Source organism: Streptomyces sp. NPDC087422, from assembly GCF_044744145.1.
In the GTDB taxonomy this organism is placed as follows: Bacteria; Actinomycetota; Actinomycetes; order Streptomycetales; family Streptomycetaceae; genus Actinacidiphila.
In genome coordinates, this window is sequence record NZ_JBIUXT010000001.1 from 406,256 (window position 1) to 426,624 (window position 20,369).

Genomic DNA, 20,369 nt, shown 5'->3' on the forward strand with positions numbered 1-20,369 from the left:
GCCCCCGATGCCGGAGAACACCGCTCACGCCCGGTTCAAGCTCGTCATGGAGCAGGCGGGCGAGGAGGCCGCCCGGCGCGGCGACCGCCGGATCGGCACCGATCACCTGCTGCTCGCGCTGCTCCGCGACGAGTCCGCCCAGCCCGCCCGCGCCCTCGGCGTCACCCTCGCCGAGGGGCACGCGGCCCTCGAAGCGCTCGACCGGGCCGCCCTCGGCTCGCTCGGCATCCACCTCGACATCCCCCTCGCCCCGCCGCCGGTCCGCGGCCGGCGGCGTATCACCCTCAATTCGGCCGCCCGCGCGACCGTCGTCGCCGCCAAGCGCGAGGCCGAGCGCGAGCGGCGCGGACGCCGTATCGAGCCCCGCCATCTGCTGCTCGCGCTCCTGCCCGCCCCGCACCCCGACCCCGCCGCGACGCTGCTCAGCGCCCTGGACCTCGACCCTGCCACCGTCCGCGAACGCCTGGCGGGCTGCTGAGCCCACCGCCGCCGGGCGGTCCTACGCCTCCGCCGGAGCCAGATCGTGCGGCGCGATGCCCAGGACCCGGTGGAGTTCGCGCTCGCCGAGCGCCGTGACCTTCACCGCGCGGCCGGTGCCGATACGGGTGGCCCAGGCGCGGGTGAGGACGAGGCGGCAGAGTTCCGCGCCCGCGGTGCCGCCCAGGTGGGGGCGCCGCTCGGTCCAGTCGAGGCAGGGACGGGCCAGCGGGCGGCGGGACGAGGGCGGCCCGGACAGATCCGCGCCGAGGCCGGTGAACCAGGCCACGCCGTCGTCGGTGAGGGCGAAGCCGGTGTCCTGCCGGAGCAGGCCGTTGCCGGTCAGCGCGTCGGTGAGGGCCACGCCCAGCCGGCCGGCGAGGTGGTCGTAGCACGTACGGCCGCGCGCCATCGCCCGGCCCGCGCTGTGCGCCCGCAGCCCGGCGCCGGTGGTCCGGGGTACGGCGACGGCCACCCGTTCCGCCATGTCCTCGACGAATCGGGCCGCTTCGGGGCCGGCCAGGCGTACGTAACGGTGCCGCCCCTGGTGTTCGCGGGCCAGCAGCCCGCCGTCGACCAGGCGGGTCAGGTGCTCGCTCATGGTGGACGGCGCGACCCCGCAGTGCCGGGCCAGCTCCCCGCCGGTCCAGGCCCGCTTGTCCAGCAGCGCCAGGCAGACCGCGGCCCTGGTCTCGTCGGCCAGGAGCGCGGCGAGGGCCGCGAGCCGGGGGACGGCGGGGTCGGCCAGCGCGGGGGTACGGGGGTCGCCGGTCCTCGGCGCCCCCGGGGTCCTGGTGCGGGTGGTCATGTCCCCATCCTCGCCCCGCGACGTTTCGGCGGCCACCGAAAGGCCGGGGGCGGGAGGGCGCGGGGTCCGAGGCGGTACGGGGACGGGCGTCGGTACGGGGACGGCCGTAGATACGGGGTTGGGCGTCGGTTCGGGGACGGGCGTCGCTACGGGAACGGGCGTCGGTTCGGGGACGGCCGTCGGTTCGGGTTCGACCGTCGGCGGGAACCGTCCTTCGGCCCCGAGCCCGGGCCCGCGCAACGGACGGCGGGCCCAGGCCGGTTCGACCGGGCTGCTCGTGTGACGAGGCGTCAGCCGGTGGGCGCGGCCACGTCGATGAGCACCTTGCCGATGACGCTGTCCTCCACCGCCTGGTGGGCTCGGGCGGTCTCGGCGAGCGGGAAGCGGTGGAAGGGCAGCCCGGCGTCGGGGCCCGCGTGGAGGGCGTCGTCGGCGACGGCGGCCGTGACCGCCGCGACGGCGTGGGCCTTGGCGGCGGGCGGGACCGTGTAGACCAGGACGCCCTGCCAGCGCAGGTTGAGCGCCATGGAGGGGCGGACCGGCACGGCGGCCGAGGCGTCGTCGTCGGCGTAGAAGGCGATGACGGCGTCGGGGGCGGCGACGGCCCGGTCGAGGGCGGCGTTGGCGGCCGGGGCGACCTCGACCACGATGTCGACGCCGTCCGGGGCGATCCGGCGGATCTCGGCGGCGGCGTCCTGGGCGCGGTAGTCCACGACGTGATGGGCTCCCGCGGCCCGCGCGAGGTCACCCTTGGCGGGTCCGCTGACCGTGCTGACGACGGTGGCCCCGGCCCAGCGGGCGAGCTGGATCGCGGCGTTGCCGACGGCGCCCGCGCCGCCCGCGACCAGGACCGTACATCCGTCGAGGGCGCCGGGGGCGAGCCGCTCGGGGCCGCCGTCCGCGACGGTGAGGGCGCGGTGCGCGGTGAGGGCGGGGATGCCGAGGCTCGCGCCGAGGTCGAAGGAGGCGTGGTCGGGCAGGGCGACGGCCTGGCCCGCGGGCAGCGCCACGTACTCCTGCGCGGTGCCGTCCGCGCGGCCGTACGCGGCCTCCCAGATCCAGACGCGCTCGCCGATCCGCGTCTCGGGGACGCCGGAGCCGACCGCGTCGATGACGCCGGAGCCGTCCTGGTTCGGCACCTGCGCCGAGGCGGGGGCGGTGTTGCGCCGCGACTTCCAGTCCGTCGGGTTGACGCCGGAGACGTGGACGCGGACCCGTACCTCGCCGGGTCCCGGCTCCGGAACCGGGCGCTCGGTGAGCGTGAGGACGTCGGGGCCGCCGTTGCTGGTGTAAGTGATCGCCTTCATGCCGCGTACAAGTGACGTGCCCGCCCGTTTCTTCCCCGTGGCCGGAATCCACTGGTCCATTTGATCCGCCCGCCGCGTAAATCCCGGTGCCCGCCGGGCGGCCGGGTGATCCTTGGCCGCAAAGCACCGGCCAGGCCGACCCTGGCCGGGACCACCGGCCGGGCTGCCCCCTGGCCGCGGCTATGAGGCGGCCGGGACATCCCCGGCCGCGACCACCGGCACGACCTGGAGCGCCCATGACCACTCCGGATTCCCCCGTCGACCGCACCGGCACCTTCTACGAGGCGGTCGGCGGCAGTGACGCCCTGCGCCGCCTCATCGACAGCTTCTACGAGCAGGTCCTCGTCGATCCGCTCCTCGCCCCGGTCTTCGTGCACTTCACCCGGGCCCATGTCGACCATGTCGTCGTCTGGCTCACGGAGGTCTTCGGCGGCCCCGCCGAGTACACCGCCCGCCTCGGCGGCCACCAGGCCCTGCTCTCCCAGCACCTGGACCTGCGGATCACCGAGGAACAGCGGGCGCGCTGGGTGGAGTTGATGCTCGCGACCGCCGTGAAGGAGCTGCCCGCCGACGCGTTGCTGCGGCAGCGCTTCGCCGAGTACATCGAGTGGGGCACGCGGATCGCCATGTCGGTCTCCCACCAGGAGAGTTCCGATCTCGGCGACCCCGGTCCCGTACCGCACTGGGGCTGGGACGGGCTGGCGCGGTAGTCCGGGTATTCCGTGAGTAAAAATTCGTCGCCGCCGGCTCCGGCGGGCATATTCGGAATAGCACCGTCCGAAATTCTCCCCGGCGGGAATCGGCAGGTGGACGTTTGCGTATTCACCGCTCAACCCCTTTACGGGGCGGCTGAGTTCGGAGTCGTAGCCCTTTTGGGCAGCTGTTCGCCCGGCGAGCGCGCTTGTTATGGTGCCGGGCATGAAAACCTCCGAAACGCTGACACCGTTACTGCTCGATCATTTCGGCCAGAACCAGCACGAGGAGAACGTCAAGCTGCGCGCGCTCGGCCCGGTGGCGCTGGTGGAACTGCCCGGCGGGGTACCGGCCTGGGCCGTCACGCACCACGAGACGCTGCGGCAACTGCTGGTCGACCCGCGGGTGTCGAAGGACCCGCGGCAGTGGCCGCGCAACACCGAGGGGCGGCTGCCCGAGGACTGGCCGCTGCTGAACTTCGTCAGCCTCCCCGGGATACTCACGCGGGACGGCGCCGAGCACCGGCGGCTGCGCGCGCTCGCGGGCCAGGCGATGACGCCCCGCCGAACGGCCGCGCTGCGCCCGCGGATCGAGGAGCTGGCGCACCGCCTGCTGGACGAAGCGGCCGCGCGCGGCGACGAGTTCGACCTGCGCGAGGATTACGCGCTCCCGCTGCCGGTCAAGGTGATCGCCGAACTGCTGGGCCTGCCGCCGATGGACGGCGAGCGGCTGCGTACGCTCTCCGACGCCGTGCTCAGCAGCCACCCCGCGGCCAAGGGCAACCAGACGCAGGAGGCCCAGGACCAGCTCCTTGTCCTGCTCGCCGAGGCGGCACAGGCCAAGCGCGAGAGCCCCGGCGACGACCTGACCAGCGCGCTGATCGCCGCCAGCGAGGAAGGCGACCGGCTGAGCGAGGACGAGGTCGTGGTCATCATGCTCACCGTGCTGGTGGGCGGCCACGAGACCACCGTCAACCTGATCACCAACGCGGTCAGGGCGCTGCTCGCCAACCCGGGACAACTGGCACGGGCCCGGTCCGGCGAGGTCTCCTGGGGCTCCGTCATCGAGGAGGTCGTGCGTTACGACTGCCCGGTCGGCCACTTCCCGCTGCGCTACGCCCTGGAGGACATCCCGGTCGGCGACGTGGTGATCCGGCGCGGCGAGGCCATGCTCGCCTCCTACGCCGCGGCCGGCCGTGACGACCAGCAGTTCCCCGACGCCGACAGCTTCGACGTCGCGCGCCCCAATTCCCGCCAGCTCTCCTTCGGCAACGGCCAGCACTTCTGCATTGGCGCCGGACTGGCGCGGCTGGAGGGCGAGATCGCGTTGAGCGTCCTGTTCGAGCACTTCCCGAAACTGCGGTTGTCACGGCCGTCAGGGTGCCCGGTGCAGTCGTTCATCATCAACAGCGCCAGCGAACTGTGGGTTTCCGGTTCGGGCTCGGGTTCTTGACTACGGTTTCAGCTCGGGTTCCAGCTCGGATTCCGACTCCGGCGAATGGGCCGTCATTCTCTCGGCTCCGCTGACGCCTTCGGTGGACACGAGGGTTCACCTCTGCTCGTAAACTGAAGGCGTGGCATTCATGAGCACCCCGCACCGCTGCTTCCCGTGACCGGGAGCCTTCGAGGGCGATGCCGGACGGCGTCGCCCTCCTCGGCGTGCCCATAACGCCGCCTTCTGGCTCGTTCCGCCCGCGGAGCGGGAATCCGGGCGCGCGCGGGCGCGGTCCCTTCCCTTCACCGTTGCCAGGAGTGCTCTCCATGCCCGTGCCGCTTCCGCCTGCCCTCGCACAGATCCTCGATGTCCTGCGCTGCCCGATCTGTCGCGGCCCCCTCCGGCCGGACCGGGGCGCGTTGCGCTGCCCCGCGGGCCACACCTTCGACCTCGCCCGCCACGGCTACGTCGGCCTGCTGACCGGCACCCGCGCCGTCAGCGCCGACGACGCCGCCATGGCACAGGCCCGCGCCCGCTTCCTGGCCACCGGCGCCTACCTCCCCATCCGGCACGCCGTGGCCCGGCTGGCCGCCGACGCCGGGCCGGGCACCGTCCTGGACGTCTGCTGCGGCACGGGCTACTACCTGGCCGGCGTGCTCGCCCGGCTCACCGACGCCCGCGGCCTGGGGCTCGACGCCTCGGTACGCGCCCTGCGCTCGGCCGCCCGCGCCCACGAACGAGCCGCCGCGGCGAGCTGGGACGTCTCCCGCCGCTTCCCGGTCGCCGACCGCGCGGCCGACCTCGTACTGAACGTCTTCGCGCCGCGCAACCCGGCCGAATTCCGCCGGGTCCTGCGCCCGACGGGCCGTCTGATCGTCGTCCGTCCGACCGACCGCCACCTGGCCGAACTGCGGCACCGCGTACGGGCCATGGTCACCGTCGACCCCGCCAAGGAACAACGCCTGCACCACGCCCTCGACCCCCACTTCATGGCCGCCAGGACCGAGCGGGTCGACTACCTCGCCCCGCTCACCGGGTCCGACGCCCTGGACCTGGTGGGCATGTCACCGAGCGCCCGTCACGTGAGCCGCGCGGACGCCGGGAGCGGCCCGCTGCCAGGTCACGTGACCGTCTCCGTCCTGGCCACCGTCTACCGGCCGCGGTGACCGTCCGGCGGCGGAGTCGGCGCTGGCCTAGGACCTGTCCAGGGCCGACTCCGCCGCCGCCAGGATCTCGGTGACGCGCAGGCCGAAGCGGGCGTCGCAGGCGTGCGGAGTGCCGGAGGTGAGCGCGGTGATGGCGTGGGCCAGGGAAGCCGTCGCCTCGCCCGCGACGCCGTCGGGGTAGGCCACGACGCCCTGGCCGCCGCGCAGTTCGACGACCACGCCCGCGGCGGCCGGCGGCGCGGTCAGCGTGAGGGTGGAGGTGCTGGAGGCACCGGATTCGTGACGGAGCGTCAAATGTACGGTGTCGCCGGGGCCGTTGGCCGCGGTGACGGCGGTGACGTCCCCGAGTACGGGCAGCAGGACGGACAGCGCGTGCGGGCCGACGTCCCACAGGCCGCCCTTCTCCCGCCGCCACGGCGAGTCCGCGAAGGGGTTCTCGTCTCCGGTGAAGACGGCGCTGTACCAGTCCGCGCGGCCGGTGTACCACTCGCCGCGCGCCGCCTGCTCCTCGATCCACCCGGCTGTCGCCGGGTCGAAGCGCAGGGTGAAGAAGACCACCGACCCGACTCCGGCCGCCGTGACGGCCTCGGCCACCGCCTTCGCGTCCTCCACGGTCGTCGCCACCGGCTTGTCCAGCAGCACGTGACGGCCCGCGCGGGCCGCCGCCACCGCCAATGGCGCCTGCAAATGCGGCGGCAGCGCGACCGCCACCGCGTCCACATCCGCGATCAGCGCCTCCGCGTCCCGGTACGCCCGCGCACCGAACTGCGCCGCCACCTCAGCCGCCGCCTCCGGCCTCCGGCCCCAGACCCCGACGAATTCCACCTCCGGGTGGGCGGCGAGAGCGGGTCCATGGGCGAGCCGGGCCCAGGGGCCGGTGCCGAGAAGTCCGAAGCGCATGGTCATGAGGCCGAGCCTACCGGCGTCCCGCCCGGTCACGGCTACCCGGCGGGGTCCGCCGCCGGGGTGCGGCTGCGCGAGGGGGGCTGGGCTCCTGGGGTGCGGCTGCGCGGGGGGGGTGCGCCCCTCCGGTACCGCTGCGCGGTGGGGTTCGCCGCCAGGTCACCGCCACGCGCCGGGGTTCGCTGCACGGGTGCCCCTGCGCGGGGGGCTGCGCCCCTCCGGTACCGCTGCGCGGTGGGGTTCGCCGGTGGGGTGCGTTTGCGTGAGGTGGGTTCGCCGGTAGCCAGCGAGCCGAAGGCGGCGCCGGTGTTGAAAGGGAGAACGCGCACAGCGACCGAGGAACGAGGGAGCGAGCACGATCGACCGTCGACACCGGATCTAAGCCGCCGGAGGCGAGAGGGCGGCAAAAAAAGGGGATCGCGGTGAGCTGACACAAGAGGGCTCCCACGCACGGTGAGGATGCGCGAGGCGGTTCCCCGCACGGTGGGCTCACGCAGGACGGCTCCCACGCACGTGTTCGCCGTGGGTGGGTCCGTCTCGCGTGAGGTCGCCGTGGGGTGCCTGCCCCCCGGGGTCAGTTGACCGTGGTGGGTGCCGACTCGTACCAGTTCACCGTCGTGCGAACCGCCTCGCGCAATCTCGCCCTGGGGGTGCCGTCTCCCGTGGGGCCACCATGGTGGGTGCCGTCTCGTACCAGCTCACCGTGCGTGGGTGCCCTCTCGCGCGGCTGAGCGTTGCGGGTGAACGTGGGTGGGTGCCGTCTCGCGTGAGGTCGCCGTGGGGTGCGTGCCTCCGGGGTCAGTTGACCGTGGTGGGTGCCGACTCGTACCAGTTCATCGTCGTGCGAACCGTCTCGCGCATCCTCACCCTGCGGGGGAGCCGTCCTTTCTATGCGCACCCCGATCCCCTTTTTTTGCCGCCCTTCCGCCTCCGGGCGCTTAGACCCGGTGTCGACAGTCGATCGTGCTCGTTCCCTCGTTCCTCGGTCACTGTGCGCGTTCTCCTTTTCAACACCGGCGCGCCCTTCGGCTCCATGGCTACCGGCGAACCCACCTCGCGCAAACGTGGCCCAAGGGCTCAGCCCCACGCACAAACGCACCCCAGCGGCAAACCCCACCTGCGCAGCCCCGCCGCAAGGGCGCAGCCCCACGCACAAACACACCCCAGCGGCGAACCCCCCCTGCGCAGCCCCGCCGCAAGGGCGCAGCCCCTCGTGCAAACGCACCCCAGCGGCGAAGCCCACCGCGCAGCGGTGACAGGCGGGGCTCCTGGGGCGTTGCCGCTGGTCACGTAGGGGCGTTCACAGTGGGTTAACACGGGGGCAACAGTCGGGAAAAGGGATTTTGCGACGCTGCGGGTGGCTCGATCAGCGCAGCTCGGCCAGCACCCGCGAAGACTGTTCGTTAAGGATGGCGTCCCGTGACCTACAAGGCTGAGTACATCTGGATAGACGGCACCCTGCCGACCGCGAAGCTGCGTTCCAAGACGCGCATCCTGGCCGACGGCGCCGAGCTCCCGATCTGGGGCTTCGACGGTTCCAGCACCAACCAGGCGGAGGGCCACGCGTCCGACCGGGTACTCAAGCCGGTCTCCTCGTTCCCCGACCCGATCCGCGGCGGGGACGACGTCCTGGTGATGTGCGAGGTCTTCAACATCGACGGGACGCCGCACGAGTCCAACACGCGGGCCGCGCTGCGCGAGGTGGCGGAGAAGTTCGCGGCGCAGGAGTCGCTGTTCGGCATCGAGCAGGAGTACACGTTCTTCCAGGGCTCGCGTCCGCTCGGGTTCCCCGAGGGCGGGTACCCGGCGCCGCAGGGCGGCTACTACTGCGGGGTCGGCGCGGACGAGATCTTCGGCCGTCCGGTGGTCGAGAAGCACCTGGAGAACTGCCTGGCCGCGGGCCTGGGCATCTCGGGGATCAACGCCGAGGTCATGCCGGGGCAGTGGGAGTTCCAGGTCGGGCCGCTGAGCCCGCTGGAGGTCTCCGACCACCTGTGGGTGGCGCGCTGGCTGCTGTACCGCACGGCGGAGGACTTCGGCGTCTCGGCGACGCTGGACCCGAAGCCCGCCAAGGGCGACTGGAACGGCGCGGGCGCGCACACGAACTTCTCCACCAAGGCGATGCGCGAGGGCTACGAGGCGATCATCGAGGCCGCCGAGTCGCTGGGCCGCGACGACAAGCCGCTGGAGCACATCAAGAACTACGGCGTCGGCGTCGAGGCGCGGCTGACCGGCGCGCACGAGACCGCTCCGTGGAACGAGTACAGCTACGGCGTCTCCAACCGCGGCGCTTCGGTGCGTATCCCGTGGCAGGTCGAGGTGGACCAGAAGGGCTACATCGAGGACCGCCGCCCGAACGCGAACATGGACCCGTACGTGGTGACGCGGCTCATGGTGGACACGTGCGGTACGGCGCTGGAGAAGGCCGGACTGGTCTGACCTGCGTCAACTCCGTTGTACAGGGCGCCCGTCACGGTCAGGTGACGGGCGCCCCGGCGCGTCGGGACCGCCGCGCGCGAGCGGTATCTCGTGACCATCGGATGATCCACTCGTTTGACGGGGCGTGAACACGCGCTCAGCAGAAAGCGATTCCGCCGATGACGAGCCCGGCCCGGTCGCTGTGGAAGAGGCGGAGGCGGCGCTCGTCGAGCACTACCCGCGCCTGGTACGGCTGGCGTATCTGGCGCTGCCCACCGCGCTCGGCACGCATCGCAGAGTGCTGACCGCGCACCGCCTGGTGCAGCGGTCGCTGCCGCGCGACCGGCGGTATCCGCCGGGGACGGCGGGTGCGACGGACGGGCCGCGCGGTGAGGCGTACGCACTGCTGCGGCACGAGGTGTTGCGCGAGGCGCTGGCCTACGGGCGGCACGGCGGCGGCCGTTGGGGCTGGCGGGAGCGTGTGCGTACGGCCGCCGCCGGTGGTACGGCGCTGCCGCAGGTCGTCGGCTTGCGGCTGCATCCGCGGGCGGGCGGCAGCGAGGAGTTGGCGCTGGACCGGGCGCTGGCGGAGTTGGCGCCCGAGGCGCGGGCGGCGTTCGCGCTGCGCGGGGTCGAGGAGTTGGCCGACGCCGAGGTACTGGCCGTGCTGAGGTCCGCGGGCGCGGCCGATCCGCGCGGCGCGATGCGGGCGGCGGCGGCCGTGAAGGGCGGCCAACACCTGCTGACGGCCGGTGAGTTCGATCCCTGCACGCTCCAGGTGGGGCCGACCGACCTGCTGCGGCGCAGGCAGCGCAGGCGCGCGGGGCTGGTGACCGGGGCGGCCGTCGCGGTGGCCGCCGTGCTGGTGTCCGGCTGGGCGGTATGGGGCAGCGGCGGCGACGGCGGTACGGCGTCCTACGCGGCGCCGGGCTCTCCCGCGTCCGGTGCGGGGGACGCGGCCCGCGCGCTCGATCCGGCCGCTCTCGTACGGCCGGACGCGGCGCTGTGGGCGTCGACCGCGCGGATGGACTTCACGGCGTGGCCCGCGCGCGGCGGCCGGGCCGACGACAAGGCGCTGCTCGGCCGGGCGCTCGCGGTGTGGGCGCGCCCCGGCGCGGACGTGGACGTCTCCTCGACGCCCGGCACTCCGCGCAACGCCCCTGCCCAGCCGCCGCAGTTGCTCTTCGCGGGGAATGTCGACGCGGCGGCGGTGGTGATCTTCTACGACGGTCTGCGGATCGTCCGTTACGCGCAGCCGCGCAGCGGTTCGGGGCGCGCCGCGCTGGACTTCGCGCAGGTGCAGGACGCCGATGTGACGACGGCGGCGGCGGTCGTGGTCGACCGGGTGGACGGCAACACCCGTTTCCTGACCGCCCCGTGGATCGCGGACGCGCAGACCCGCGATCTGATGCGGCCCAACGTCCTCGGCGCGCCGCTGCACCGCGACGCGGACGGGGTGACCGATCCGGTACGGATGCCGGGCGCGGGGGCCGCCGCGGGTGCGTGCGGCAGCGCCTGGCCGGTGGTGCAGCTCAAGTCGTCCTCGAGGATCGTGGAGAGCCACACCTTCCTGCTGACCGACCTCGGCGACCTGTCGCCGGTCCACCTCACGTACACCCCGCCTCCGGGCGGCGGTGTCCCGGCGCGGCAGCCGCGTGAGGCCACCGGGGCTCAGGCGCTGGTCAGTTGGGCGCACAACGCCTGCTATCTGGGCGAGTTGCGCGGGCAGGGCGTGAAGGCCGTCAACAACTGGGAGTTCGCCCGTACCCCGCTGCCCGAGGGCGGCGGCGAGGCGTCCTGGACCTGCGCCCGCGCCGACACCTGGCGCGGCCCGGGGCAGGCCACTGTGACCTTCGTCCCGCCGTCCTCCCCCGCCGCCGCGCCCGGCACCGTCGCCGGCCGGCAGACCGACGGCAACGCGTGCAGCCGCTTCGGCCAGCACGTCATGGCGGGCGTCATGTGGCAGTCCCCCCGCTCCCACTGGTACCTCGTCGCCGCGGGCAGCCGCGACGTCACCCGGATCACCGCCACCGCGGGCGTCCACGCCTCCGCCGACGGCCCCTACCTCTCCACTCGCGCCCCCCGCGGCACTCGCGCCACCCTCACCGCCCACCTCACCACCGGCGCCACCCTGACCCCCCTCCCCGCCTCGTAACGCCCGGCGCCGCCGGAGCTATTCGTGGGCCGGTTGGGGGGTGGGGGCCGGGGTGGGGACGGTGAGGCGCATGCGGACGTGGTCGCCGGTGCGGCCGTCTTCCTGCCAGCCCTGGTGGGTGTAGAAGGCGCGGGCGCGGGCGTTGGGGGCGAAGACCTCCAGGCGGGCGGTGGTGAGGCCCGCGGCCTGCCAGACGGCGACGCAGGCGCGGTGCAGGGCGGTGCCGGTGCCGGTGCGCCAGACGGAGGGGTCGATGTGGAAGTGGAAGAGGGTGTCCTCGTCGTGCCGGGCGGCGAGCACGGCGAAGCCGACCACCCGGTCGTCCCTGACCGCGCACAGCACGGTCCGGTCGTCCGAGGAGATGGCCCTGGCCGTCCCCACGCGCTGTCGTTCCAGCTCCGCGGGGCCGCTGTACTCCTCGGCCGGGAGGTGGCCCGCGTAGTAGCTGGCGCGGGCGCGGGCGTGGATGTCCGATATCGCGCTCAGGTCTTCGGGCGTGGCAGGGCGGACCCTGATGTGCGGGGAGCTCATATGGGCGTGGACGCATCCAGGGCAACATTGGTTCCCTCCGGCGTACGACCCGGCCGTAAAACTTGACGCGCCAAGGGGAGCCCGCGGTTCCCGCCGTCCGCGATTCAGTGCGGAAACGGCCGGATCGCGGGCTCCCCTCACGGGCGCCCGACGGTCCTCAGCGACCGGTCCTGAACACCGCCACCGTCCGGCCCGGCACGGTGAAGGTCCCGGTCCCCGCCGCGTACGTCGAGGTCCTGACGACCGGGTCGGTCCCGGCCGCCTGCACCGGGTGCAGGGCGTACGAGGTTCCGCGCGCCGCCTCCACCCGCTGCTTCTGCGTCGTCGGCGTCGCGTTGAAGACGATCACCAGGTCGCCGGCCTTCATGGTGATGACGCCGGGCGTCTCGTCGGGGCCCGACAGCGGGAAGGAGACCTGCTGTTGGACCTGGGCCGCGGTGCCGAGCCGGAAGGCGGGCTCGGCGGTGCGGATCCGCAGCAGATCCTGGTACGCGGCGGAGGCCGCGGTGATCTGCGCGCAGCCGGGGCTGAGCTGGGGCTGCGTCAACAGCGGCTTGGCGTAAGGCCACTTGGCCTGGTTGTCGGCCGCGGGCGGAAGTCCCCGGCCGAAGCCGGTGCCGTCGGCGCACTGCCAGTGGATCGCGTTGAACCAGTCCCCGGAGTCGAAGGAGTTGCGGTCGAGGGACTTGGAGCGCAGCAGGTCCGAGCCCGCCTGGTAGAGCGCGGGCCCCTGGGAGAGCGCGGCGGTCGCCTCGGCGACGACCTGCATACGGGCGCGGTCGGCGGCCGAGGTGCCGACGGGGAGCTTGAAGGCGAGGGCGTCGTAGAGGGATTCGTTGTCGTGGGCGTCGACATAGGCGAGGGCGTCGCCCGGCGCGTCGGCGTATCCGGCGGGTGCGCCGTTGTAGTCGATCTCGGCTCCGGTGACCCGCTTGCCCGCCGAGTCGGTGAAGCCGAACTCCTTGAGGTTGCCGGTGAGTCCGACCTTGATGAGGTCCTGGTAGTGCAGCAGCCGGGCCTTCTGCTCGGCCGGAGTGCCGTTGTTCACCGAGGAGTTGGGGTCGGTGTAGAGGCCGGAGGCGAAGCCCTGCACGCCGGGGTCCTCGTCGAACGGACTGCCGCCGCGTACGGCGTCGCGCGCCCGGTCGGAGAAGGTCGCGATGCCGGTGCCCGCCATGTTGGCCTGGGTGGCCTGGACGAAGCGGGCGTCGTCGGCGACCTCGCCGAAGTTCCAGCCCTCCCCGTAGAGGATGATCTTCTTCCCGTCCACGCCGTCGTGACCGGGCGTCAGCGCGTCCAGCGCCTTGCGGACGGCGAGGATGTTCGCCTTGGGGTGGTGGCCCATCAGGTCGAAGCGGAAGCCGTCGACCTTGTACTCCTTGGCCCACGTGACGATCGAGTCCACGACGAGCTTGCCCATCATGGTGTTCTCGGGCGCGGTGTTGGCGCAGCAGGTGGAGGTGGCGACCGAGCCGTCCGGCATCAGCCGCTGGTAGTAGCCGGGCACGATCTTGTCGAGGACGGAGGTGTCGGCCTGGCCCGCCGCCGAGGTGTGGTTGTAGACGACGTCCATGACCACGCGCAGGCCCGCGTTGTTGAGGCCCTGCACCATCTGCCGGAATTCCGTGGTGCGCTGCGGCCCGTCGGGGTTCTTGGCGTAGGAGCCCTCGGGCACGGTGAAGTGGTACGGGTCGTAACCCCAGTTGTAGGCGTCCTTCGCCGCCGCCGCGGTCACGCACGCCTGCTGCCGCTCGCTGTCGGGCGCGTACGAGGCCAGGTCGCAGGCGGGCTTCGCCTGGTCCCGCTCGCGTTCGGGCACCGTCGAGAAGTCGAAGGCGGGCAGCAGGTGGACGTAGTTGACGCCTGCCGCGGCGAGCGCCTTGAGGTGGGTCATGCCCGCGGACGAGGTGTCGGTGAAGGCGGCGTATTTCCCGCGGTCGGCGGCCGGGACGGTGCTGTCGGCCACCGAGAAGTCGCGGATGTGCAGCTCCTGGATCTGCGCCCGGCCGATCGGCGCCGCGGCCGGTTTGGCCTGCCGCTCCCAGCCTTTGGGGGCGAGCTTCGGGTCGTCCAGGTCGACCAGCAGGCTGCGCTCGGAGTCGGTGGTCAGCGCGACCGAGTAGGGGTCGGTGACCTTGTTGACCACGAGCTTTTGGACGCTGGGGGCCCAGACGGTGACGTCGTAGAGATACGTCTTCCCGGTCCACGACCGGCTGCCGGTCACCGACCAGACGCCGCTGGCCTTGTCCCGGCGCATCGGTACGGTCCTGCCGTCGATCTCCACGCTCACCCGGTGCGCGGTCGGCGCCCACAGCGACAGCCGCGGGGTGCCGTGCGTGAAGACCGGGCCGAGGGTGTCCTTCGCGGCGGCGGCGCCGTAGACCGCGTCGAGCACGCCCTGGGTCTGGACGCCCGTCGCGGCCAACAGGGCTCCGTTGGCGGCGCGTTGGGTGGCGATGATCTGGCCGCTGAGCGCGTCGGTGGCGCGGGCCCGGTCGCGCGGGTCGATCGTGAAGGCCGAATACCCCTTGAGCTGCGGGTACTTGGCGAGCTGGGCGGCGGTGAGACCGGTCGCGGCCTTCGTCAGCCGCAGCCACTTGCCCTCGCTCGACAGCGCGCCGTCCTTGACGGTGATGCCGCCGTCGGGCGCGTAGACGAGCTGCTGGGACGCCGCCGCGGCGGAGGTCTGCCAGGCGACGGTGTCACGGTCGATCCACTGGGCCTGCGACTTGGTGAGGTCCAAGTCAGCTCCTGATCCCTGGGGTTGCGGCAGGAGATACTTTTCCGTGCCGCCGAGCAGCCACACCTCGTGGCCGGTCCCGGTCAGGTCGAGCGACTGGTCGCTGGGCAGGTCCTTCGCGTCGCCGTTGTGCAGGATGTAGCTGAGCGAGGTGGCGCCCGCGGCGAGCGGGACCTCGTACACCGCGCCGTAGGAGTCGATCCGGGCCGGCCTGACGGGCGAGGACCAGTCGGTGGGGGTGGCCGCGCCGGTCCAGACGTGCAGGCCCCAGCCGGTGTAGTCGCCGTCCGCGCGGTGGTAGTGCAGGACGGCCTTGCCGGTGTCCTGCGGCGGGTAGGCGCCGTCCGGCGCGGCCGTGGCCACGTCCGGGCTGCCCTGCTTGATCCACACCTCGCCGGTCGCGGTGAGGTCGATCGCGCGGTCGCCGTCGGTGTCCTTGACGCCGTCCTTGTTCACGACGATGAAGCCGACATCGGACGCGCCGGGCTTGAGCTTCACATAGGCGAAGGCGCCGTACGCGTCACGCCCGGTGAAGGCGTGGCCCGCCGGGTACGTGGTGGCCTCGCCGTCGGCGATGTCGCCCCAGGTGTACAGGCCCCAGTCCGCGTAGTCGCCGTCGGTCCGCTGGTAGTGGACCACCGCGTAGTCGTGGCTGATCGCGGTGGGCGGCGGGGTGACCGGGGTCGTACCGGTGCTGGTCGCGGCGGTGGCCGCGGCCGTACGTCCGGCGGCGTCCACCACAACGGCCTTGTAGCGTACGGGCGTTCCGGCCGCCGTCTTCGGGTCGATCGTCTGCGTCACCTTGTACGGGGCGTGGTCGGCAGAACCGAGCACCTGCCACGTGCCGTTGCCGGTCTGGGCGGCGAAGACGACCCGGTTGAGGCCGCCGCCGCTGACGTCGGCCGTCAGCTCGACGGTGCCGGTGGCGCCGGCCTCGGGTGCGGTCAGCGTGATCGTCGGCTTCGCGGTGGGCGCGGGCAGCGGCCCCGCGGCCTGGTAGACCACCGAACTCAGCGCGGGCACCGTCACCTTGAGCGAACCGTCCGCGCCCGTGGTGAGCGTCCCCGTCGTCCCGTACAGCGCCCGGTACGCGGCCTTCGCCGCGCCCGCAGCCGGGATCGTGACCGTCTTCGCGGCCGTCGCGTTGTTGACCGCCACCAGGTAGTCGTCACGCGTCTTCGCGTCCGTGCGGGAGTACGCGTAGACACCGGCCGCCGTGCCGGGCTCCGCGTACCGCTCGGTCTGGACCCCGTCGCGCAGCGCCGGGTGGTCCTTGGTGAGCTTCGACAGCGCGGCGATGGCGCGGTAGAGCGGGTGCGTCGGGTCGTACGCGTCGTCGGCGTGCGTGCGCGCCGTACCGATCTCGTCGTCGTCGAGGTAGTCGGCGACCTGGGAGGCGAACATCGTCTGCCGGGCGTCCTTGTCGCCGCCCGCGCCCGTGAAGCCCTGCTCGTCGCCGTAGTAGACGACGGGGTTGCCGCGGCCGAGGAACATCACCTCATTGGCCAGCCGGTCCCGTCGCACCAGCTCGGCGTCGTCCGCCGCCGGGTTGTCCTGTTTCAGGAAGGAGCCGATCCGGCCCATGTCGTGGTTGCCGAGGAAGGTGACCTGCTCGTACGCGTTGGCCTTGTCCGTCGTGTAGCGGTAGTCCTGGCCGTAGACCCCGGCGAGCTTCGCGGGCGCCGCGCCCTGCGAGGCGTAGGCGCGGGCCGCGTCCTGGAAGGGGAAGTCGAGCGTCGCGTCGAGGCGGCCCCGCGTGACGTACGGCGAGGTGATCGCCGGGTCGGCGGAGTACGTCTCGCCGAACATGAAGAAGTTCGGCCGGCCGTGCCTGGCCGCGTAGTCGTCCAGCGCGGTCGCCCACTGCGTCCAGAACGGCAGGTCGACGTTCTTGACCGTGTCGATCCGGAAGCCGTCGATCGCGAAGTCCTTGACCCACTTCTCGTAGATCCGCTCCATGCCGCTGACGACCTCGGGCCGCTCGGTCCACAGGTCGTCCAGGCCGCTGAAGTCGCCCTGGTCCGCGCTCTCGCCCGCGAAGGTCGAGTCGCCGCGGTTGTGGTACATCGTCGGGTCGTTGAGCCAGGCCGGCACCTTCGCGTTCCTCTGGTCCGCGGGCACGATGGGCGTGCGCGGGAACGACGCGGTCGTGACCTTCGGGAACGTCGCCTTCCCGGCGCCGTTCCCGCCGTCGGCGTAGGTGCTGTCGTCGAAGGGGGTGCCGTCCGCGGCGAGGTACGGGAACGCGCCCTTGGACAGGTAGGTGTACGTGTTCTCCGCGTTGCCGATGACGTCGGCCGTGTGGTTGGTGATCACATCGAAGAAGATCTTCATGCCCTTGGCGTGCGCCGCGGTGATCAGCCTGCGCAGGTCGTCGTTGGTCCCGAAGTGCGGGTCCACCTGGGTGAAGTCCGTGATCCAGTAGCCGTGGTACCCGGCGCTGGCGTCCGTGCCCGTGCCCTGCACCGGCCGGTTCTTGAAGATCGGGGCCATCCAGATCGCGGTGGTGCCCAGGCCCTTGATGTAATCCAGCTTCTGCGTCAGGCCCTTGAGGTCACCGCCCTGGTAGAACCCCTTGTCCGTGGGGTCGTACCCGGTGGTCAGCCTGCCGCCGGTCAGACCGCCCTTGTCGTTGGCCTTGTCCCCGTTGGCGAAGCGGTCCGGCATCACGAAGTAGAACTGCTCACGCGTGGCGTCGTGCCGCGCGGCCTGCCCGGCGAGCGCCTTGTCCGACGGCGGTGGCGGCGGGGCGGGCACGCCGTGTGCGGACGCGGCCGGTACGGCCAGCGCCACGAGCGCGGCGAGCGCCGTGGCGACGGCGGTGCTTCTGATACGTCTACCGGTCCGCGACCGGTACGCGGGCAGCCTGAACGGCAGGGCCACGGGCGGTTCTCCTTGCGACTACTCCGCCTGACGGCGGAAAGGGGACAGCCTCGCGCCGGGGCCCCACGCGCATGAAAACCCGGTGCAGCTCCGGCATCGGCGCCGGAACGAACTTGACCGGGACCGTATCCCCGCGGGGAGGCTTACAGCAAGACCTTGTAAGGGATTCCAGCATGCGATACGCCGGGTAACGCTCCTCAACTCCCCTTCCGTACAGGTCTTCCCGCCGTCCGGCACCCCCCGGCCGTCCGCGGTCCGCACCGCGTTCCGCCTCCCCGAGCGGGTGTCGCACGGTGGTAACGCGTTCGTCACATCGGAAGGGTTCTTGCAGAAAGTTGCTTGCAAGGACTTTCGCAAGGGATTGCATCGCTGTTACGTTCCTGCCCAGCCCGAGCAGTGGAGCCAGTCGGATCTGGGCGAACGGGCACTTCCCTCTTCAAGGAGTCAGGTATGCGACGCGGCATATCCGCCGTGGCGATGGCCGCGGCCATCGTTCTCGGGGTGACCGCCTGTGGCGGTAGCAGTGACAGCAAGGATGACAAGGCGTCGGCGGCGAAGGACCCGGCGGCGGTGACCGGGTCGATCACGTACTGGGACACCTCGGACGCGAAGAACGAGGCTCCGACGTACAAGGCGCTGATCGCGGACTTCGAGGCGAAGTACCCGAAGATCAAGGTGAACTACCAGAACGTGGACTTCACCACGGTGGAGCAGAAGTTCAAGGCGGCGGCGCAGAGCGGCAAGGGCGCGCCGGACGTGATCAGGGCGGACGTCGGCCTGATCCCGGAGTACGCGTCGCTGCACTACATCGCGCCGCTGGACGGCACGGCCGCGCTGACGGACGCCGACGACTTCCTGGCGGGGCCGCTGAACACGACGAAGTACGACGGGAAGACCTACGGGGTGCCGTCGGTGACGGACACGCTGGGGCTGCTCTACAACAAGGACATCTTCGCGAAGGCGGGGATCGCGGCGCCGCCGAAGACGTGGGACGAGCTGATCGCGGACTCCAAGACGATCAAGGAGAAGGTGCCGGGGGTCGCGGGCACGTACGTGAACCCGGACTCGTACTTCCTGTTCCCGCTGCTGTTCGGCGAGGGCGCCGACCTGGCGGACCCGGCGGGCAAGAAGATCACGATCAACTCGCCCGAGGCGGTCAAGGCGGTGACCAAGGCCAAGGAGGTCTACGACACCTCCTCGCTGAAGGTCGACTTCGCGAGCGCGTACGACAACATGCAGACGTCCTTCAAGACCGGCAAGGTCGCGATGCTGATCCAGGGCCCCTGGTCGGTCAGCGACGACCTGGCGGGCAGCGCCTTCCAGGGCAAGGAGAGCAACCTGGGGTACGCGCCGGTCCCGGCCGGTTCGACCGGCAAGGCGCTGGCGCCGACCGGCGGTCACGACCTGGCGGTCTACCAGGGCTCGAAGAACCTGGACGCGTCGTACCTGTTCACGCAGTTCATGACCTCCTCCAGCAGCCAGCAGCAGATCGCGCTGAAGAACGGCACGCTGCCGACGCGGACGTCCGCGTACACCGCCGAGGTCACCAAGAACCCGCAGATCGCCGGGTTCAAGCCGATCATGGACACCGCCCGGCCGCGGGTGGCGCTGCCCCAGGTCGGCAGCCTGTTCACGCCGCTCCAGCAGCAGTACATCAAGATCCTTCAGGGTGAGACCTCCGTGAAGGACGGGCTCGACACGGCGGCGAAGGAGTTCGGCAAGCTGCTGCCCGGATTCACCGTCCAGTAGCCCCCTTTTCTCCGGGCCGGCCGGCCGGGGCCCCGCCACCTGAACAGGCGGGGCCCACGCGCCCGGCCGGCCGGTCCGGTCCACTCCTGAACAGCCACAAGACCCGACAGAGCCGAGGAGCGATGACCACCGCCACCATGGACACCCCCGCCCGGGGCAAGGCCCCCCGGCCGGGCCTCAGGATGTCGCTGCGGCGGTCCTGGGACAAGTACTGGTACGCCTGGGTGATGGTCGCCCCGGTGCTCATCGTCATCGGCGTGCTCGTCCTCTACCCGCTGGTGTACGGCATCTACCTGTCGCTCACCAACGCGACCGAGATGAACGTCGCCAAGGACATCGGCCCGGTCCACATCGGCGCCACGTACGACTTCGTGGGCCTGCACAACTACTGGCAGATCATCTCCGGCAAGGACGGCGACTTCTACCCGCGGCTCCAGTGGACGGTCATCTGGACCGTGTCCTGCGTCGCGATCACGTACGCCATCGGCCTCGGCATGGCGATGCTGCTCAACCGCCCGGTGCGCTTCCGCCTCTTCTACCGGCTCGCGCTGATCCTGCCGTGGGCGGTCCCCGCCTTCATCGGCGTCTTCGCCTGGCGGCTGATGTTCAACTCGCAGTACGGCGTCTTCAACGACATCATCACGCACATGGGAATGCCCGCCCAGGACTGGCTGGGCACCCCCTTCGCGCAGAAGATCGCGGTCATCATCGTCAACGTCTGGTGCGGCGTGCCGTTCATGATGGTGGCGACCCTGGGCGGCCTCCAGTCCATACCCAGCGAGCTGTACGAGGCGGCCGAGATGGACGGCGCGACGCCGTTGCAGCGGTTCCTCAACGTGACGCTGCCGGGCCTGCGGCCGGTCACCAGCACGGTGATCCTGCTGAGCACCGTGTGGACGTTCAACATGTTCCCGATCATCTTCCTGCTGCTCGGCAACAACACCACAGGGGACACCGACATCCTGGTGACGTACGCCTACGAGAAGGCGTTCACCGGAGTGTCCGACTATTCGGGCGCCGCGGCCTACGGCATCGTCATCCTCCTCATCCTTGTGGCCTTCTCCACCTTCTACCGCCGCCAGTTGAAGTCCGAGCAGGCATAGGA

General features: G+C 71.9%; 13 protein-coding genes. 8 read left to right on the top strand and 5 right to left on the bottom strand.

What is annotated here, in order from left to right:
- Positions 1-7: 7 nt before the first annotated feature.
- The gene (locus tag ACIO6U_RS01795; protein WP_355334382.1) at positions 8-478 is read left to right on the top strand and encodes a Clp protease N-terminal domain-containing protein; all 471 of its coding nucleotides are present in this window, start codon (positions 8-10) and stop codon (positions 476-478) included.
- Between the two features lie 21 nt (positions 479-499).
- Here the strand turns inward: ACIO6U_RS01795 and ACIO6U_RS01800 are convergent, their stop codons facing one another.
- Both ACIO6U_RS01800 and ACIO6U_RS01805 read right to left on the bottom strand, forming a co-directional pair.
- Positions 500-1,285, bottom strand: coding sequence for an ArsR/SmtB family transcription factor (locus tag ACIO6U_RS01800; protein WP_401714811.1), 786 nt, complete (start codon positions 1,283-1,285; stop codon positions 500-502).
- Between the two features lie 290 nt (positions 1,286-1,575).
- Positions 1,576-2,592 carry an NADPH:quinone reductase gene (locus ACIO6U_RS01805; protein WP_401714813.1) on the bottom strand — a complete coding sequence of 339 codons (1,017 nt, stop codon included), beginning with the start codon at positions 2,590-2,592 and terminating at the stop codon, positions 1,576-1,578.
- A gap of 236 nt (positions 2,593-2,828) precedes the next feature.
- Here ACIO6U_RS01805 and ACIO6U_RS01810 point away from each other — a divergent pair, with 236 nt between their 5' ends.
- The 3 genes from ACIO6U_RS01810 (at position 2,829) to ACIO6U_RS01820 (ending at position 5,885) form a co-directional block, all read left to right on the top strand.
- Positions 2,829-3,302 carry a group II truncated hemoglobin gene (locus tag ACIO6U_RS01810; RefSeq protein WP_355334388.1) on the top strand — a complete coding sequence of 158 codons (474 nt, stop codon included), beginning with the start codon at positions 2,829-2,831 and terminating at the stop codon, positions 3,300-3,302.
- A gap of 208 nt (positions 3,303-3,510) precedes the next feature.
- Positions 3,511-4,737, top strand: coding sequence for a cytochrome P450 (locus ACIO6U_RS01815; protein WP_401714815.1), 1,227 nt, complete (start codon positions 3,511-3,513; stop codon positions 4,735-4,737).
- Between the two features lie 308 nt (positions 4,738-5,045).
- Complete coding sequence (locus ACIO6U_RS01820; protein WP_401714817.1) at positions 5,046-5,885, top strand: putative RNA methyltransferase; 840 nt, start codon at positions 5,046-5,048, stop codon at positions 5,883-5,885.
- 27 nt (positions 5,886-5,912) lie between these two features.
- On the opposite strand, the gene ACIO6U_RS01825 is transcribed toward ACIO6U_RS01820, so the two are convergent.
- Positions 5,913-6,785: a Gfo/Idh/MocA family protein gene (locus ACIO6U_RS01825; RefSeq protein ID WP_401715812.1), complete on the bottom strand. Its 873-nt coding sequence runs from the start codon at positions 6,783-6,785 to the stop codon at positions 5,913-5,915.
- 1,422 nt (positions 6,786-8,207) lie between these two features.
- On the opposite strand from ACIO6U_RS01825, the gene glnII reads away from it, so the two are divergent.
- Together glnII and ACIO6U_RS01835 are read left to right on the top strand one after the other, a co-directional pair.
- Complete coding sequence (gene glnII / locus ACIO6U_RS01830) at positions 8,208-9,227, top strand: glutamine synthetase (protein WP_355334395.1); 1,020 nt, start codon at positions 8,208-8,210, stop codon at positions 9,225-9,227.
- A gap of 124 nt (positions 9,228-9,351) precedes the next feature.
- Positions 9,352-11,361, top strand: coding sequence for a hypothetical protein (locus ACIO6U_RS01835; protein ID WP_401714819.1), 2,010 nt, complete (start codon positions 9,352-9,354; stop codon positions 11,359-11,361).
- A gap of 18 nt (positions 11,362-11,379) precedes the next feature.
- Here ACIO6U_RS01835 and ACIO6U_RS01840 read toward each other — a convergent pair whose 3' ends face one another.
- Together ACIO6U_RS01840 and pulA are read right to left on the bottom strand one after the other, a co-directional pair.
- Positions 11,380-11,892: a GNAT family N-acetyltransferase gene (locus ACIO6U_RS01840; RefSeq protein WP_391043789.1), complete on the bottom strand. Its 513-nt coding sequence runs from the start codon at positions 11,890-11,892 to the stop codon at positions 11,380-11,382.
- A 157-nt stretch (positions 11,893-12,049) separates the two neighbouring features.
- The gene (gene pulA, locus ACIO6U_RS01845; protein ID WP_401714821.1) at positions 12,050-17,515 is read right to left on the bottom strand and encodes a pullulanase-type alpha-1,6-glucosidase; all 5,466 of its coding nucleotides are present in this window, start codon (positions 17,513-17,515) and stop codon (positions 12,050-12,052) included.
- 450 nt (positions 17,516-17,965) lie between these two features.
- On the opposite strand from pulA, the gene ACIO6U_RS01850 reads away from it, so the two are divergent.
- Together ACIO6U_RS01850 and ACIO6U_RS01855 are read left to right on the top strand one after the other, a co-directional pair.
- The gene (locus ACIO6U_RS01850) at positions 17,966-19,264 is read left to right on the top strand and encodes an extracellular solute-binding protein (RefSeq protein WP_355334402.1); all 1,299 of its coding nucleotides are present in this window, start codon (positions 17,966-17,968) and stop codon (positions 19,262-19,264) included.
- A 122-nt stretch (positions 19,265-19,386) separates the two neighbouring features.
- A complete protein-coding gene (locus tag ACIO6U_RS01855; protein WP_401714824.1) occupies positions 19,387-20,367 on the top strand; it encodes a carbohydrate ABC transporter permease in 981 nt (326 codons plus the stop codon).
- Positions 20,368-20,369 lie beyond the last annotated feature (2 nt).